This window comes from Prosthecodimorpha hirschii (genome assembly GCF_001305515.1).
GTDB lineage: Bacteria > Pseudomonadota > Alphaproteobacteria > Rhizobiales > Ancalomicrobiaceae > Prosthecodimorpha > Prosthecodimorpha hirschii.
Window position 1 is genome coordinate 5,500,035 of sequence record NZ_LJYW01000001.1, and the last position, 12,991, is coordinate 5,513,025.

General features: G+C 68.0%; 14 protein-coding genes. 7 read left to right on the forward strand and 7 right to left on the reverse strand.

What is annotated here, in order from left to right; translation table 11 throughout:
* Positions 1-11 precede the first annotated feature (11 nt).
* The 7 genes from ABB55_RS24130 to ABB55_RS24160 form a co-directional block, all read right to left on the reverse strand.
* Complete coding sequence (locus ABB55_RS24130) at positions 12-761, reverse strand: arginyltransferase (protein ID WP_054361096.1); 750 nt, start codon at positions 759-761, stop codon at positions 12-14.
* 122 nt (positions 762-883) lie between these two features.
* Entirely contained in the window at positions 884-2,107 is a 1,224-nt protein-coding gene (locus ABB55_RS24135; RefSeq protein WP_054361097.1) for a threonine ammonia-lyase, read from the reverse strand.
* A gap of 10 nt (positions 2,108-2,117) precedes the next feature.
* Complete coding sequence (locus ABB55_RS24140; RefSeq protein ID WP_054361098.1) at positions 2,118-2,501, reverse strand: hypothetical protein; 384 nt, start codon at positions 2,499-2,501, stop codon at positions 2,118-2,120.
* A gap of 185 nt (positions 2,502-2,686) precedes the next feature.
* Positions 2,687-4,084 carry a branched-chain amino acid ABC transporter permease gene (locus ABB55_RS24145; RefSeq protein ID WP_054361099.1) on the reverse strand — a complete coding sequence of 466 codons (1,398 nt, stop codon included), beginning with the start codon at positions 4,082-4,084 and terminating at the stop codon, positions 2,687-2,689.
* Complete coding sequence (hemB, locus tag ABB55_RS24150; protein WP_054361100.1) at positions 4,081-5,112, reverse strand: porphobilinogen synthase; 1,032 nt, start codon at positions 5,110-5,112, stop codon at positions 4,081-4,083. The genes ABB55_RS24145 and hemB overlap by 4 nt, the downstream gene beginning before the upstream one ends.
* A gap of 216 nt (positions 5,113-5,328) precedes the next feature.
* On the reverse strand, positions 5,329-6,699 hold the full coding sequence (locus ABB55_RS24155) for a hypothetical protein (protein ID WP_054361101.1): 1,371 nt from the start codon (positions 6,697-6,699) through the stop codon (positions 5,329-5,331).
* A gap of 124 nt (positions 6,700-6,823) precedes the next feature.
* Complete coding sequence (locus ABB55_RS24160; RefSeq protein ID WP_054361102.1) at positions 6,824-7,309, reverse strand: DUF2938 family protein; 486 nt, start codon at positions 7,307-7,309, stop codon at positions 6,824-6,826.
* Positions 7,310-7,516: 207 nt separating this feature from the next.
* Between ABB55_RS24160 and ABB55_RS24165 the strand changes: the two genes are divergently transcribed.
* The 7 genes from ABB55_RS24165 to ldtR all read left to right on the forward strand — a co-directional run bounded on the left by ABB55_RS24165 (position 7,517) and on the right by ldtR (position 12,897).
* The gene (locus ABB55_RS24165; RefSeq protein ID WP_054361103.1) at positions 7,517-7,795 is read left to right on the forward strand and encodes a type II toxin-antitoxin system ParD family antitoxin; all 279 of its coding nucleotides are present in this window, start codon (positions 7,517-7,519) and stop codon (positions 7,793-7,795) included.
* Positions 7,795-8,085, forward strand: coding sequence for a type II toxin-antitoxin system RelE/ParE family toxin (locus ABB55_RS24170; RefSeq protein WP_054361104.1), 291 nt, complete (start codon positions 7,795-7,797; stop codon positions 8,083-8,085). The genes ABB55_RS24165 and ABB55_RS24170 overlap by 1 nt, the downstream gene beginning before the upstream one ends.
* A gap of 188 nt (positions 8,086-8,273) precedes the next feature.
* The gene (locus tag ABB55_RS24175; RefSeq protein ID WP_054361105.1) at positions 8,274-9,413 is read left to right on the forward strand and encodes an acyl-CoA dehydrogenase family protein; all 1,140 of its coding nucleotides are present in this window, start codon (positions 8,274-8,276) and stop codon (positions 9,411-9,413) included.
* A 10-nt stretch (positions 9,414-9,423) separates the two neighbouring features.
* A complete protein-coding gene (locus ABB55_RS24180; protein WP_054361106.1) occupies positions 9,424-10,479 on the forward strand; it encodes an enoyl-CoA hydratase/isomerase family protein in 1,056 nt (351 codons plus the stop codon).
* 3 nt (positions 10,480-10,482) lie between these two features.
* A complete protein-coding gene (locus ABB55_RS24185; RefSeq protein ID WP_054361107.1) occupies positions 10,483-10,968 on the forward strand; it encodes a DUF6163 family protein in 486 nt (161 codons plus the stop codon).
* Between the two features lie 23 nt (positions 10,969-10,991).
* On the forward strand, positions 10,992-11,879 hold the full coding sequence (gene mmsB / locus ABB55_RS24190) for a 3-hydroxyisobutyrate dehydrogenase (RefSeq protein WP_054361108.1): 888 nt from the start codon (positions 10,992-10,994) through the stop codon (positions 11,877-11,879).
* A gap of 505 nt (positions 11,880-12,384) precedes the next feature.
* On the forward strand, positions 12,385-12,897 hold the full coding sequence (ldtR, locus tag ABB55_RS24195) for a transcriptional regulator LdtR (protein ID WP_054361109.1): 513 nt from the start codon (positions 12,385-12,387) through the stop codon (positions 12,895-12,897).
* Positions 12,898-12,991: the final 94 nt, after the last annotated feature.

Sequence of the window (12,991 nt, forward strand, 5' to 3'; positions counted from 1 at the left end):
CTCCGAGCGGCCTATTCGGGCTTCCGGTTCCAGCCCTGCGGGCTCAGATATTCGAGCGGCTGGAAGCGGCGCTTGTAGTCCATCTTGCGCGAGCCGGCGACCCAATAGCCGAGATAGACATATTGCAGGCCATGGGCGATGGCGCGGCGGACATGGTCGAGGATCATGTAGGTGCCGAGGCCGCGCCAGCCGGGCTCCGGATCGTAGAAGGAATAGACCATCGACAGGCCGTCGGAGAGGATGTCGGTCAGGGCCGTGCCGAGCAGCGGTCCCGTCCCGCGTCCCGTGATGGCGGTGTCGACGCCGCGGCGGCGATACTCGACCACCATGGTGTCGACATGGGTGTCCTCGATCATCATGGCGTAGTCGAGCACGGTCATGTCGGCCATGCCGCCGTCGCCGTGGCGCGCGTCCAGATAGCGGCGGAACAGGGAATATTGCTCGGATGTCGGCGCGGCGGGCTGCTCGGCGCCGAACAGGTCCTCGTTGGTGCGCAGGGTGCGCTTGAAGCTCTTCAGCCAATCGAATTCGTCGACCGCGATGCGCACCGAGACGCAGGCGCGGCAGGCCTCGCAGGCCGGACGGTAGGCGATGTTCTGGCTGCGCCGGAAGCCGCCCTGGGTCAGCACGTCGTTGAGCTGTGCGGCCCGCTCGCCCACCAGATGGGTGAACACCTTGCGCTCCTGGCGGCCGGCCAGATAGGGGCAGCTCGCGGGCGCGGTCAGATAGAATTGCGGGGCGTCGACGGGATGCTGCGTCATAGGACGGACGGCGGACCTTCCGAAGGCCGCAGGGGACGATCCGAAGCGGCTCCATTCGTGACAATCATACAGATCCGCGGCCGGCGAGAAAGTGGCCGCGGCGGCGCCAATTCCCGGAGATCTCAGAATTCGTCGGGGGCCTCGCGCCGCTCGACCACGAAGGCCCGCGATTCGAGCGCCGCGATGATCTCGTTGGCGTGGCCGCCGTCGCGGGTTTCGAAGGCGACATCGAGCGTCGCGCCCTTGGCCGGCACTTTCAGGATGGTGCGGTGGTGTTCGACCGCCAGGATGTTGCCGCCCATGTCGCCGATGATGGTGGCGATCTCGCCGAGCACGCCCGGCCGGTCCGGGATGATCAGCCGGATGCCGACGATCCGCTCCTCGCGGGCGAGCTCGCGGACCATGATCGAGGCCAGGATGCGCGGGTCGATATTGCCGCCGCACAAGACGAGCCCGACATTGCGGCCCTGGAACCGCTCCGGCGTGGTCATCAGCGCGGCAAGGCCGGCGCCGGCCGCCCCCTCCGCCATGGTCTTCTGCAGCGTCAGATAGGCGTTCACGGCCCGCTCGATATGGACCTCGTCGACCAGCACGACCTCGTCGAGCAGGTCGCGGCAGATGTCGAGCGTCAGCGCGCCGACATTGCGCACGGCGATGCCTTCGGCAAGGGTCGTGCCGCCGACCTTGATCGGCAGACCCTTCAGCGCGCACCACATGGCCGGATAGAGCTGCGTCTCGACGCCGACGATCTCGATCGAGGGCTTCAGCGCCTTGGCGGCGATCGCCATGCCGGAGACGAGCCCGCCGCCGCCGACCGGCACCACCAGGATGTCGATATCCGGATCGTCGGCGAGCATTTCGAGCGCGATCGTGCCTTGCCCGCGCACGACATCGAAATCGTCATAGGGGTGGACCCAGACGACCCCGGTCTCGGCTGCGATTCGCTCGGCCTCTTCTTGCGCGTCGGCGACCGTCTCGCCCTTCAGCACCACCCGGGCGCCGAAGCCGCGCGTCGCCGTCACCTTCACATGCGGCGTCGTCTTCGGCATCACGATGGTCGACGGAATGCCGAGCCGGGTCGCGTGATAGGCGACCGCCTGGGCATGGTTGCCGGCCGACATGGCGATCACGCCGCGCCGGCGCTCCTCGGCGCTCAGCGACAGGAGCTTGACCAGCGCACCGCGTTCCTTGAAGGCGTTGGTGACCTGCAGGTTCTCGTATTTGACCGAGACCCGGGCGCCGGTCAGGTCGGACAGCCGCGGCGCCGGCAGATAGGGCGTGCGCATCACCGCCCCCTCGATCAGCCGCTGGGCATCCTGGATGTCTTCGAGTGTGGGGCGATGCATGGGGGCTCCGCTATCCCTGACGCCGGCCTTCGCCGCCGCGCCACCGGGAGGGACGAATCGATCTGGCAATCTTGCCAGAGATGTAGGCACCGGTTTTCGGATGCCGGATCAACTTGCCGAGGCGGTTCGGGCGTCCCCTTGCCGCCATGCCCGGCGCGGAACCAGCCGGCCGCGGGGCGTGTCGGATCGTGGGGTCCTGGTCCGGCAGGTTGGCGTATCGCCGACGGAGTGCCCACAGGGCGGCTTCGACGACGTCGAAATCGGTGTCTTCGTGGATGCTCTCGCCGCCGCCTTCCGGATAGAAGCCCGGAAGCATGACTTCCTCGGTGAGATGGAAATGCGTGACAAGAAACGGCCGACTGCCGCGCGTCAGCACGGTGCCATCGGCTGCCACGATCGTGTCGGTCCGCTCGGGTCCTTCGGAACCTTGCCTGCTTCTCATCGCCTGCCTACGCCTTGTGGAAGGACACTAGCATGAGTCCGCCGTTCGGCTTCTGTTGGAACCAAGTGAAGGGCGCCAAATCACGGTCTTAATAGACAGGGTCTTCCTACCGGTCGAGACAATCGTCCGGATATCGATCACGGCCTTGCGCTCTTTTCCTCGAGCGCCGCACGGGTGCCGAACAGGCCCTCGGGGCGGAGCACCAGGAACACGACCAGCAGCATCATGATCACGGCGTCGCGCCACACGATCGGATGGTAGGCCGACCAGAGCGTCTCGGCGAGGCCGATCAGCAGGCCGCCGAGGACGGCGCCGGGCAGCGAGCCGATGCCGCCGACGATCGCGGCGACCAGGGCCTTGAGGCCGATGATCGTGCCCATATGAAAGCTGGTTCCGCCGTAGAGCGTGGTGATGACCACGCCGGCGACCGCCGCGAGTGCGCCGGCCAGTTGGAATGTGGCGGTCAGGGTCCGATCCTGATCGACGCCGAGCAGGGCCGCCATGGCGGCGTCGTCGGCCATCGCCCGCCAGTCGCGTCCGAAGCGCGACCGACGCATGCCAACGAGCACCAGCAAGACCGCGACCGAAACGCCGCCGACGACCAGCATCTGCATGGTGGTGACCACCACCTCGTAGGCGCCGCCGAACAGGAGATGCGGCTCGTTCAGGATCGGCGGCAGCCAGCGTTCCTTGACGCCCTGGACGCGGCCGACGAATTCCTGCAGGGCCAGCGAGACCCCGATGGTCGCCACCAGGAGCGGCTGCGCGCCGCGCGCGGCCAGCGGGCGGAAGATGCCGAGCCCGATCGCGCCGCTCCAGGCCGCCGTGACGGATATCGCGAACAGGAGCGCGAAGGGCAGGAGCAGGCCCGGGGCGCCGGCGCCGAGCGTCAGGCCGCCGGCGATGCCGAGCACGGTCGCATAGGCACCCAGCATGGCGAGATCGCCGAAGGCGAGATTGATGCGGCCGAGGAGGCCGTAGACCAGGGAATAGGCCAGTGCCAGCAGCGCGTAGAGCGCCGACGGCGCACCGGCATTGACCAGTTGCTGCAGCAGGAAGCCGTGCGCGCCCGAGACCGCCAGGAGGCCGGCCGGACGCGCCTCGGGTGCCCATTCGACCTGGCGCATGGCCTCGGAGACGGCGCCGAGGTCGGACAGCCAGAAACGTTTCAGCATCTGCAGGCGGATTTCGGAGAGGACGCCATCCGGCGTCTCCAGGCCGATCAGGTCCGCCTTGCCGGCCTCGAAGCCGCTGCCGCCGAAGGCGCAGGTGATGGCGGCGTCGACCGGGTCGGGCGAGACCGCGTCCGGGTCGGGGCGTTCGGCATGATAGAAGACCCGCACGTTGCCGGCGCGGCGCGGATCGGGTTCGGTCTTCTGGATGGTGATGCGCGTGCCGGCCGGCTCGATCACCGGCAGCAGGCTTTCGCAGGTGCGCCGCTGCACCGCCTCGACATCGGCGCAGGCCGCGACCCCGATCCATACCGGCAGGACCAGGACGACGGCGGCCCGGACTGCGAAGCCGCCGATATTCACGCCCCGGCCTTCAGCCTTTCGGCGACCACCGGCGCGAAATAGGTCAGGATGCCGTCGGCGCCGGCGCGCTTGAAGGCGGCCAGGCTCTCCATCATGGCCCGGTCGAAATCGAGCCAGCCGTTCATCGCGGCGGCTTGGATCATCGCGTATTCGCCGGAGACCTGGTAGGCGAAGGTCGGCACCGCGAAGGTCTCCGACAGGCGCCGCACGATGTCGAGATAGGGCATGCCCGGCTTGACCATGATCATGTCGGCGCCCTCGGCGAGGTCGAGTTCGGCCTCGCGGATCGCCTCGTCGGAATTGCCCGGATCCATCTGGTAGGTGCGCTTGTCGCCGCGCAGCGTCTTGTTGGTGCCGACCGCGTCGCGGAACGGTCCATAGAAGGCGGAGGCATATTTGGCCGTATAGGCCATGATCTGCACGTCCATGTGGCCGGCCCGATCGAGCCCGGCGCGGATCGCGCCGATGCGGCCGTCCATCATGTCGGACGGGCCGATGATGTCGGCGCCGGCCTCGGCCTGGACGATCGACTGGTGCACCAGCTGGGCGACGGTTTCGTCGTTGAGGATCGTGTCGCCGTCGAGCAGGCCGTCATGGCCGTGGCTGGTGTAGGGATCGAGCGCCACATCGGTCATCAGGCCGATCGACGGCACCGCCGCCTTGATGGCGCGCAGCGCCCGGCAGATCAGGTTTTCCGGGTTGAGGGCCTCGGACCCGCTTTCGTCGCGCAGGTCCGGATCGGTATAGGGAAAGAGCGCCAGCACCGGGATGCCGAGCCGGGCGGCCCTCTCGGCCTCGGCGACGGCCAGATCGACCGAATGCCGGAACACGCCCGGCATGGAGGCGACCGCGTCGCGCCGGCCCTCGCCGTCGACCACGAAGATCGGCCAGATCAGGTCGTCGACGGTGAGGTGGGTTTCGCGCACCAGCCGACGCGACCAGTCGGTCCGGCGATTGCGCCGCATGCGGCGGCCGGCCAGGATCGGTTCCATGTCGACGGCGGTGCGGCGGGGCTGTTCGTAGTTCATGGCGGCGTTTCGGCTCGGGCTGGGCGCCCGCGTGGCACGATCCGAACGTCAATGGCGATCGCCCGCCGAGCGTCGTCCGATCCGCGTGCGCGGGCACCGTTTTGCGATGCCCGCGACCCTAGTCCGATTTGGCTCCGGGGGAAACCCGGCACCGGGGGAAACCCGGCACCGGGGGAAACCCGCCGCGGCGCCCATCGCCGATGCGTCGGGTGGTGGTCAGTCGCGCACCGCCTGATCGAGATAGTTCTGGACATATTTGCCGATCGGGATCGGTCCGATATTGTGACCGTGCTGGTAGAGCTTCGAGTTGCGGTCCATGACCTCGGCGAGGAGAACCTGGCGTTCCTTCGGCGACAGATTCGGATTGGCCAGGATATGGGTCGCGATGCCCTTGACCGGCCCGTTGTCCAGTTCCTTCTGGACCGCCCCGCTGATCAGCTTCTCGACCTCCTCGCGCGACGGGATGTCGTCGTTGCCGGCCTTTTCGTGCAACTCCTTCAGGCGGTTGAAGCAGCGCCCGTAGATGTCCATGCCCGGATGGCCGAGGAGATCGGACAGCGAGATCGTGTCGCCGTCGTCGCCGACCATGCGGTTGTGATGGTCGATCGCGTCCTTCAGGCTCTGCGGCGCCATGTCCTCGATCGACGGCAGGATGCCGCTGATGCCCGGAATGACGAGCGGCTTGGTCGGGTCGTCGAGCCCGTCCAGGATCGCGTTCTCGGCGTCGGAACGGAACTGGGTATATTCGGCGATGCTCTTGTTCGGGATCTCGCCGGGCGTGATCGGGCCGGTCTGCTTGAGGATCGACTTTTCGGGCTTGGCCTCCGGATCGTGCAGGACCAGGACCAGCGGATCCTGGGTCGGGGCGATGTCGACCGGGAACTGCGGCAGGGTCTTCTCATAGGCGGCGAGGTTGCCGCGGATCGAGGCCTCGATCTCCGGCACGGTCGGCTTGTCGCCCGCGAAGGTCACGAAGCCGGGCAGCGGCGGCTCGTCCTGCAGGCGGTCGGCGAGGTTCTTGGCGACGTGGGTGATCGCCTCGTCCCGGGTCATCTTGCCGGTCTTCATGGCGGACTCGACCGCTTCCGCCAGCGTTTCGCGGAAATCGTCGACGCGGCCGGGGAAGCGGGTCGCGACCGTCGCCAGCCAGTCGAACCGGCCCTGGACCATGCCGTCGCGCTGTTCGGCGACCGCCTTCTTGCGTCCGGGTCCTTCGGTCTTGGCGGCGGCGTTCCAGTTGTCCTTGTTCTGGCCGACCTCGGCCATGATCTGGCGGACCAGCCGGGCGCTCAGCGGCTTGGACTCCTTGTTCCCGCCGACCAGCCGGTCGGCATAGCGGGCGGCGACGCCGCGGTCCGCCTTGGCGAGATTGTCGAGCAGGTCCTGCCGGACGGCGCGGTTGGCCTGCTTCTCGGTGGTCGAATGCCGGCTCGACAGCGACTTGAAGGCGGTCACGAACTTGCCGAAGAAGGGCCGGTCGCCCTTCTGCTTGATGCGGGTTTCGCCCTGGACGCTGTTGGCGTCGGGCCGGAGCTCGACGAAGCCGCCGCCGCGCACATTGCCGTATCGTTCGAGACCGTTCGCCATGGTCGCATCCCCGAGTGTCCAGCCGATCGATTGGCCGGCTTCATGGCGGAAACTCTAGCCGAACCGCCGGATCGCACTGTCACGGGGATGACAATCCGGCCATCATGGCGCGGTGCGATTGACGCTACCCGCGCGCCAAGGCCAGTGCCGCCGCCCACAGGGCGAGGCCGAACACGGTATGGCCGAGGATGTTGAGGATCCGGATCTGGGTCCGGTTCGCACGCTTCGAGGCCGCGATGCCGCCGCCCATGCCCGGCTGCAGGATCAGCCAGCCGCACAGGATCGTGACCCAGCCGACGACGAGCGGCCAGAAGGGCGTCGGCGCCTTGGCGAAGCCCGGGCCGGCGAGCAGCAGCGTCGCGACCGCGAAGGCGATGCCGACCGCGTAGTGCATGATCCAGCCGATCGCCAGTTCGTTGGCGAAGCCGGGCGCGGCGGCGATGTCGGCATGCACGAAGCGCCCGCGCGGCAGATGCGCGAACCAGCGCCCGACCAGCGCCCAGTTGGGCAGGCCGAAGCCGAACAGCCGGTTCAGGAGCAGGGCCCAGAGATCGAGCACGGCCGTGGCGAAGACGCCCATGACCAGGGCGCGGACGACGAAATCTTGCATGGGGAATCCGGGGTTGGGCCAAGCGGGGCCGACAGAGTGGCCCGGCGCCCGCGCCTTGGGAACCCCGATCGGGCGCAGGCGCGGCGACGATCAGATATGCCGGGACGGGGCAGGGGACGGCAATCGTTGCGGGGGCCATCCGGGCTGGCCGAAGGCGTTCGGTTGGTGGTAAGCTTGCCTACCGTCGAAATGGAGCAGAGACGCCCCATGGCCAATGTCGAGAAGATCAGCGTGGCGCTGACCCCCGAGATGGTCGCGGCCGTCCGGCAGGTCGTCGAATCCGGCGAATACGCCTCGACCAGCGAGGTGATGCGGGAAGCCTTGCGCGAGTGGCAGGGGCGCCGCAGGCACCGGGCGGAGGCCGTCGCCGAACTGGGCCGCTTGTGGGACGCGGGGCTCGCCAGCGGCGAAGCGACCGATGGCGAGGCGGCGTTCGCCCGGATCCGGCAGGCGCTCGAGGCGCAGCGCACATCCCGGGATGCCTGATGGCCTTCCGGCTGACACCGCAGGCGGAGGCCGACATCGAAGCGGTCGTCCTCTTCATCGCCCGCGACAACGCCTCCGCCGCACTGCGCTGGTACGATGACATCCTGAGACATTGCCGCAATCTCGGCGACATGCCGGGAAGCGGCATTGCCCGTCCGGAGATCAGGCCCGATTTGCGGACCTTTCCGGCCGGTCGCTATCTCATTCTCTATCGCGTGGCCGGCCACGATGCCGAGATCGTGCGCGTCGTCCACGGCGCGCGGCAATGGCAGAATCTGCTCGACCTTTGATCGGATCGGCGCCCGCCCGACAGGGGGCTGTCAATCCGCGCCCTGGCGCGCGGCGCTCCACTTCGGATGCCCATATCCCCCACCAGCCCCGTCCCCACCAGCCCCGTCCCCTCGGGCAATTGACGCTCGCCGGCCGGGTCCATAGCTTCGGCCGCGATCACGAGACGCGTCGGGACCGGGAGAGACCCTTGGACTTCGCCTTTTCCGAAGAGACCGGCGCCATCCGGGATATGGCGGCCGACTTCGCGAGTGCCGAGATGGCGCCGCATGCCGACCGATGGGACGAGGGCTCGATCTTTCCGGTCGAGACCCTGCGCAAGGCGGCCGCGCTCGGCTTCGGCGGCATCTATATCCGCGACGATGTCGGCGGGTCCGGTCTCGGGCGGCTCGATGCGGCGGTGATCTTCGAGGAGCTGGCGCGCGCCTGCCCGTCGACCACGGCCTATATCTCGATCCACAACATGGCCGCCTGGATGATCGACCGCTTCGGCGGCGAGGAGCAGCGCCACCGGCTGGTGCCCGGGCTGGCCGCCATGGAGCAGTTCGCAAGCTATTGCCTGACCGAGCCCAGTGCCGGCTCTGACGCCGCCTCGCTGCGCACCCGCGCGGAGCTCGACGGCGACCACTATGTCGTGACCGGCTCCAAGGCCTTCATCTCCGGCGGCGGCGCCTCGGATCTCTACGTCACCATGGTGCGCACCGGCGGGGATGGGCCGCGCGGGATCACCTGCCTGGCGATCCCGAAGGACACGCCCGGCGTCTCGTTCGGGGCGCAGGAGAAGAAGCTCGGCTGGAAGTCGCAGCCGACCTCGATGGTCAATTTCGACGGCGCGCGCGTGCCGGTCGCCAACCGGGTCGGCGCGGAGGGCGAGGGCTTCCGCATCGCCATGGCCGGGCTCGACGGCGGCCGCATCAACATCGCCGCCTGCTCGCTCGGCGGCGCGCAGGAATGCCTCGACCGGGCCTTGCGCTACGCCAAGGAGCGCAGCCAGTTCGGCCGCAAGCTGGCCGAGTTCCAGGCCCTGCAGTTCCGCCTCGCCGACATGGCGACCGAACTGGAGGCGGCGCGGCTGATGGTCCACAAGGCCGCCGTGCTGCTCGACGCCAAGGATCCGGCGGCGACGCGGCAGGCCGCGATGGCCAAGCGCTTCGCCACCGATGTCGGCTTCGAGGTGGTCAACCAGGCGCTGCAGCTGCATGGCGGCTACGGCTACCTGCGCGACTACGGTATCGAGCGCTATCTGCGCGACCTGCGCGTCCACCAGATTCTGGAGGGCACCAACGAGATCATGCGCCTGATCGTGGCGCGCGACCTGATCGGACGCTAGAACCGCCACCATGACCGACGCGACCGATACCGAACCGACCGATCTCGCCATCGAACGACGCGGCAAGGCCGGCTTCATCAAGCTCGACCGCCCGCAGGCCCTCAACGCGCTGACCCACGGCATGGTCCGGGGGATCCGCGCGACGCTCGACGCCTGGCGCGACGATCCGACGATCGCCCATGTGGTCTTCACGGCGGCCGGCGAGAAGGCCTTCTCGGCCGGCGGCGACATCCGCCACATCTACGACCTCGGCCGGGCCGGCGATCCGACCCAGATCGAGTTCTTCCGCGACGAATACCGGCTGAATGCCGTGATCCGGGCCTATCCGAAGCCGATCACCGCGCTGATCGACGGTATCGTGATGGGCGGCGGCGTCGGCATCGCGGTCAATGGGCGCTACCGGGTCGGCAGCGAGAAGACCGCCTTCGCCATGCCGGAGGTCGGCATCGGCTTCTTCCCCGATGTCGGCGGCACCTACATCCTGCCGCGCTGTCCCGGCCGGCTCGGCACCTGGCTCGCCCTGACCGGCGGCCGGTTGCGTCAGGCCGACGCCCGCTTCGCCGGCATCCTGACCCACTGCGTGCCGCGCGCCCGGCTGGCCGAACTCGCCGCCGACCTCGCCGAAGTGGCCGATCCGCTGCCGCTGCTGACCGCCTTCGACGCCGATCCCGGCCCGGCGCCGGTGGCCGCCCTGATGCCCGAGATCGATCGCATCTTTGCCCGGCCGACGGTCGGCGAGATCCTGGCCGCGCTCGACGCCAGCCCGGGCGACTGGGCCGCCGCGACCGCGCGCGACATCCGCTCGAAATCGCCGACCTCGCTCGAAATCGCGCTGCGCCAGATGCAGATGGGCGCGACTCGCGATTTCGAGGATTGCATGCGCCTCGAATTCCGCATCGTTTCGCGCATTCTGAAGGGCGACGACTTCTATGAGGGCGTCCGGTCGGTGATCATCGACAAGGACAATGCGCCGCGCTGGCGACCCGCCGATCCGGAAGAGATCGACATCGTCGACATCGAGGCCCATTTCGTTGCCCCCGCGGGGGGCGACCTGACATTCGGATAGACCATGGCTCAGGTCCAGCAGACGACGAACAAGCCGCCGGCCGCGTCGGTCGAACCGCCGCGCCTGAACTGGCGCCGCGCACGCCTCTTCTTCATGCGCGCGCTCGCCCTGTCGATCCTCGGCTACGGCATCCTGAGCTGGGCCTATGTGATCGGCGCGACCGATCTCGGCTCGACGCCGTTCATGGACCAGCGCGTGCCGGTGAAGAACGCCATCGCGGTCTTCGCGGCGATCGATCTGGTGGCGTCCGTCGGGCTCTGGATGGCGACCGCCTGGGGCGTCGTTCTGTGGTGCGTGAATACCGCCATCCGGGTCACCCTGCACACGGCCTATTCGGACCTGCACGGCGGCAACACGGTCCTGACCGCGATCGAGGTCGGCGCCGTCGTCGTCTACGTGGTCCTCGCCTTCCTCGCCTGGCGCGAGGAACGGCTTGAGGACCATCTCAGCCGCCAGCGTCGGCGGCAAACCATGAACACGCTCGGCTGACGGGCGGACGGGGGAAACACGTCATGGCACGCATCGGATTCATCGGTCTCGGCAATATGGGCGGCCCCATGGCGGCCAATCTGGTCAAGGCCGGCCATACCGTGAAGGGCTACGACCTTTCCGAGGCCTCGGCAGCGCGCTTCGCCGAGATCGGCGGCACGGTGGTCGGCTCGGCCGGCGAGGCCGCGGCGGACGTCGATGCGGTCGTCTCGATGCTGCCGGAAGGCGCGCATGTGATCGCGGTCTATACCGGGCCGGGCGGCGTGATCGAGCGGGCCGCGCCGGGCACGCTGTTCATCGACAGTTCGACCATCCATGTAGAGGCGGCCCGCCAGGTCGCCGCCGCGGCCGCCAAGGCCGGCATGGCCATGGTCGACGCGCCGGTCTCGGGCGGCACCGGCGGCGCGGCGGCCGGCACGCTGACCTTCATGGTCGGCGGCGCCGACGAGGCCTTCGAGCGGGCACGGCCGATCCTCGAATGCATGGGCAAGACGATCGTCCATGCCGGCGGCGCCGGCAACGGCCAGGCGGCGAAGATCTGCAACAACATGATCCTCGGCATTTCGATGATCGCGGTCAGCGAGGCCTTCGCGCTGGCCGACAAGCTCGGCCTCGACCACCAGAAGCTGTTCGACATCGCCTCGAAGTCGTCCGGCCAGTGCTGGTCGCTGACCACCTATTGCCCGGTCCCGGGACCGGTGCCGACCAGCCCGGCCAATCGCGGCTACGCGCCCGGCTTCACCGCCGCCATGATGCTGAAGGACCTCAAGCTGGCGCAGGACGTGGCGGGCGCCGCCGGCGCCGTCACCCCGCTCGGTGCGGAGGCGGCCCAGCTCTACCGCCTCTATGTCCAGGGCGGCCATGCCGGCGTCGACTTCTCCGGCATCGTGCGCATGCTGCAAGGCGCTTGACGCCTGCCGGCAGGGCGCCCGACGGCCGCGCCGCCCGTGCGGGCGCGGGTCCGGCCCGAAGGGGCTTTTGAGATCAATGTCTTGCAAGGTGACCTGAACGGGGTCGATGCACCGCATCGGCCCCGTTCGGCTGTCGGCCCGACGCCGGAACAGTGAGTATGCCGGAACAGTGAGTATGGTGTCCGGTTGGTGTCCGTGCCGGGCGCTTGCGACGCTCTGCGACGGGCGGTTCGGGGGCTTCCGGGGCGTCGCAGCGGGACGGATGCAGGGCTCCAGCGTTAATGCCTTCCCAAACGGCATCTCGCCGAATGTCGAGAGAATCAGCCAGAAAGACCAAGTTTGAATAGTTACTTTCAGAAGATATTTAGTACGATGCCCAGTGCTTCCATTTTACCGAAATTTTAGACTACGACTTAAGGCGATTTTAGATTCAGAGCGCTAGTGTCTGAGCATCAAAGGTCGGAGAACCGGCCGGCAATAAAGACCATCAGCGAGGCGATTTCCCATGCTCAATGCAAAAAGAGCGGTAGACGCGCTGGCGCATGCAGAGGAAGACGTGGCTCTGAAGCCGCTCTACCTTGAGGCGCTGACGCTCGTCGAGCGTCTGCACAGGCGGCTGCTCGATGTCATCAAGGACGAGTTCGACCGCATGGGTCGCGATGACGTCAATTCCGTGCAGGCCCTTCTCCTGTTCAATATCGGCGAGTCCGAACTGACCGCCGGTGAACTGCGCACCCGCGGCTATTATCTCGGATCGAACGTCTCGTATAATCTGAAGAAGCTGGTCGAGGGCGGCTACGTCAAGCACGAGCGCTCGCGGATCGACCGCCGCTCCGTCCGCGTCAGCCTGACCGACAAGGGGCAGACGGTCGCCAAGGTGATCGACAAGCTCTACGAGCGCCACATCCGTTCGATCGAGCAGGTCGGCGGCATCGGTCCGGGCGAGTTCAAGCTCCTCAACAAGTCGCTGCATCGGCTGGAGCGCTTTTGGACGGATCAGATTCTCTACCGGCTCTGAGCGGAAGCGCTCCCTCCGAGAGATTCCCAGGTCGGCAACAGCCGACCTGGGCCGCGCTTCTGGACCGACCGGATTCTCTACCGGCTCTGAGCGG

Coding starts and splice junctions, on each gene's coding strand:
- ABB55_RS24165 (WP_054361103.1), top strand. CDS start 7,517: ATGGCCAATGTCGAGAAGATCAGCGTGGCGCTGACCCCCGAGATGGTC.
- mmsB (WP_054361108.1), top strand. CDS start 10,992: ATGGCACGCATCGGATTCATCGGTCTCGGCAATATGGGCGGCCCCATG.
- hemB (WP_054361100.1), bottom strand. CDS start 5,112: ATGAACTACGAACAGCCCCGCCGCACCGCCGTCGACATGGAACCGATC.
- ABB55_RS24130 (WP_054361096.1), bottom strand. CDS start 761: ATGACGCAGCATCCCGTCGACGCCCCGCAATTCTATCTGACCGCGCCC.
- ABB55_RS24155 (WP_054361101.1), bottom strand. CDS start 6,699: ATGGCGAACGGTCTCGAACGATACGGCAATGTGCGCGGCGGCGGCTTC.
- ldtR (WP_054361109.1), top strand. CDS start 12,385: ATGCTCAATGCAAAAAGAGCGGTAGACGCGCTGGCGCATGCAGAGGAA.
- ABB55_RS24180 (WP_054361106.1), top strand. CDS start 9,424: ATGACCGACGCGACCGATACCGAACCGACCGATCTCGCCATCGAACGA.
- ABB55_RS24185 (WP_054361107.1), top strand. CDS start 10,483: ATGGCTCAGGTCCAGCAGACGACGAACAAGCCGCCGGCCGCGTCGGTC.
- ABB55_RS24170 (WP_054361104.1), top strand. CDS start 7,795: ATGGCCTTCCGGCTGACACCGCAGGCGGAGGCCGACATCGAAGCGGTC.
- ABB55_RS24160 (WP_054361102.1), bottom strand. CDS start 7,309: ATGCAAGATTTCGTCGTCCGCGCCCTGGTCATGGGCGTCTTCGCCACG.
- ABB55_RS24135 (WP_054361097.1), bottom strand. CDS start 2,107: ATGCATCGCCCCACACTCGAAGACATCCAGGATGCCCAGCGGCTGATC.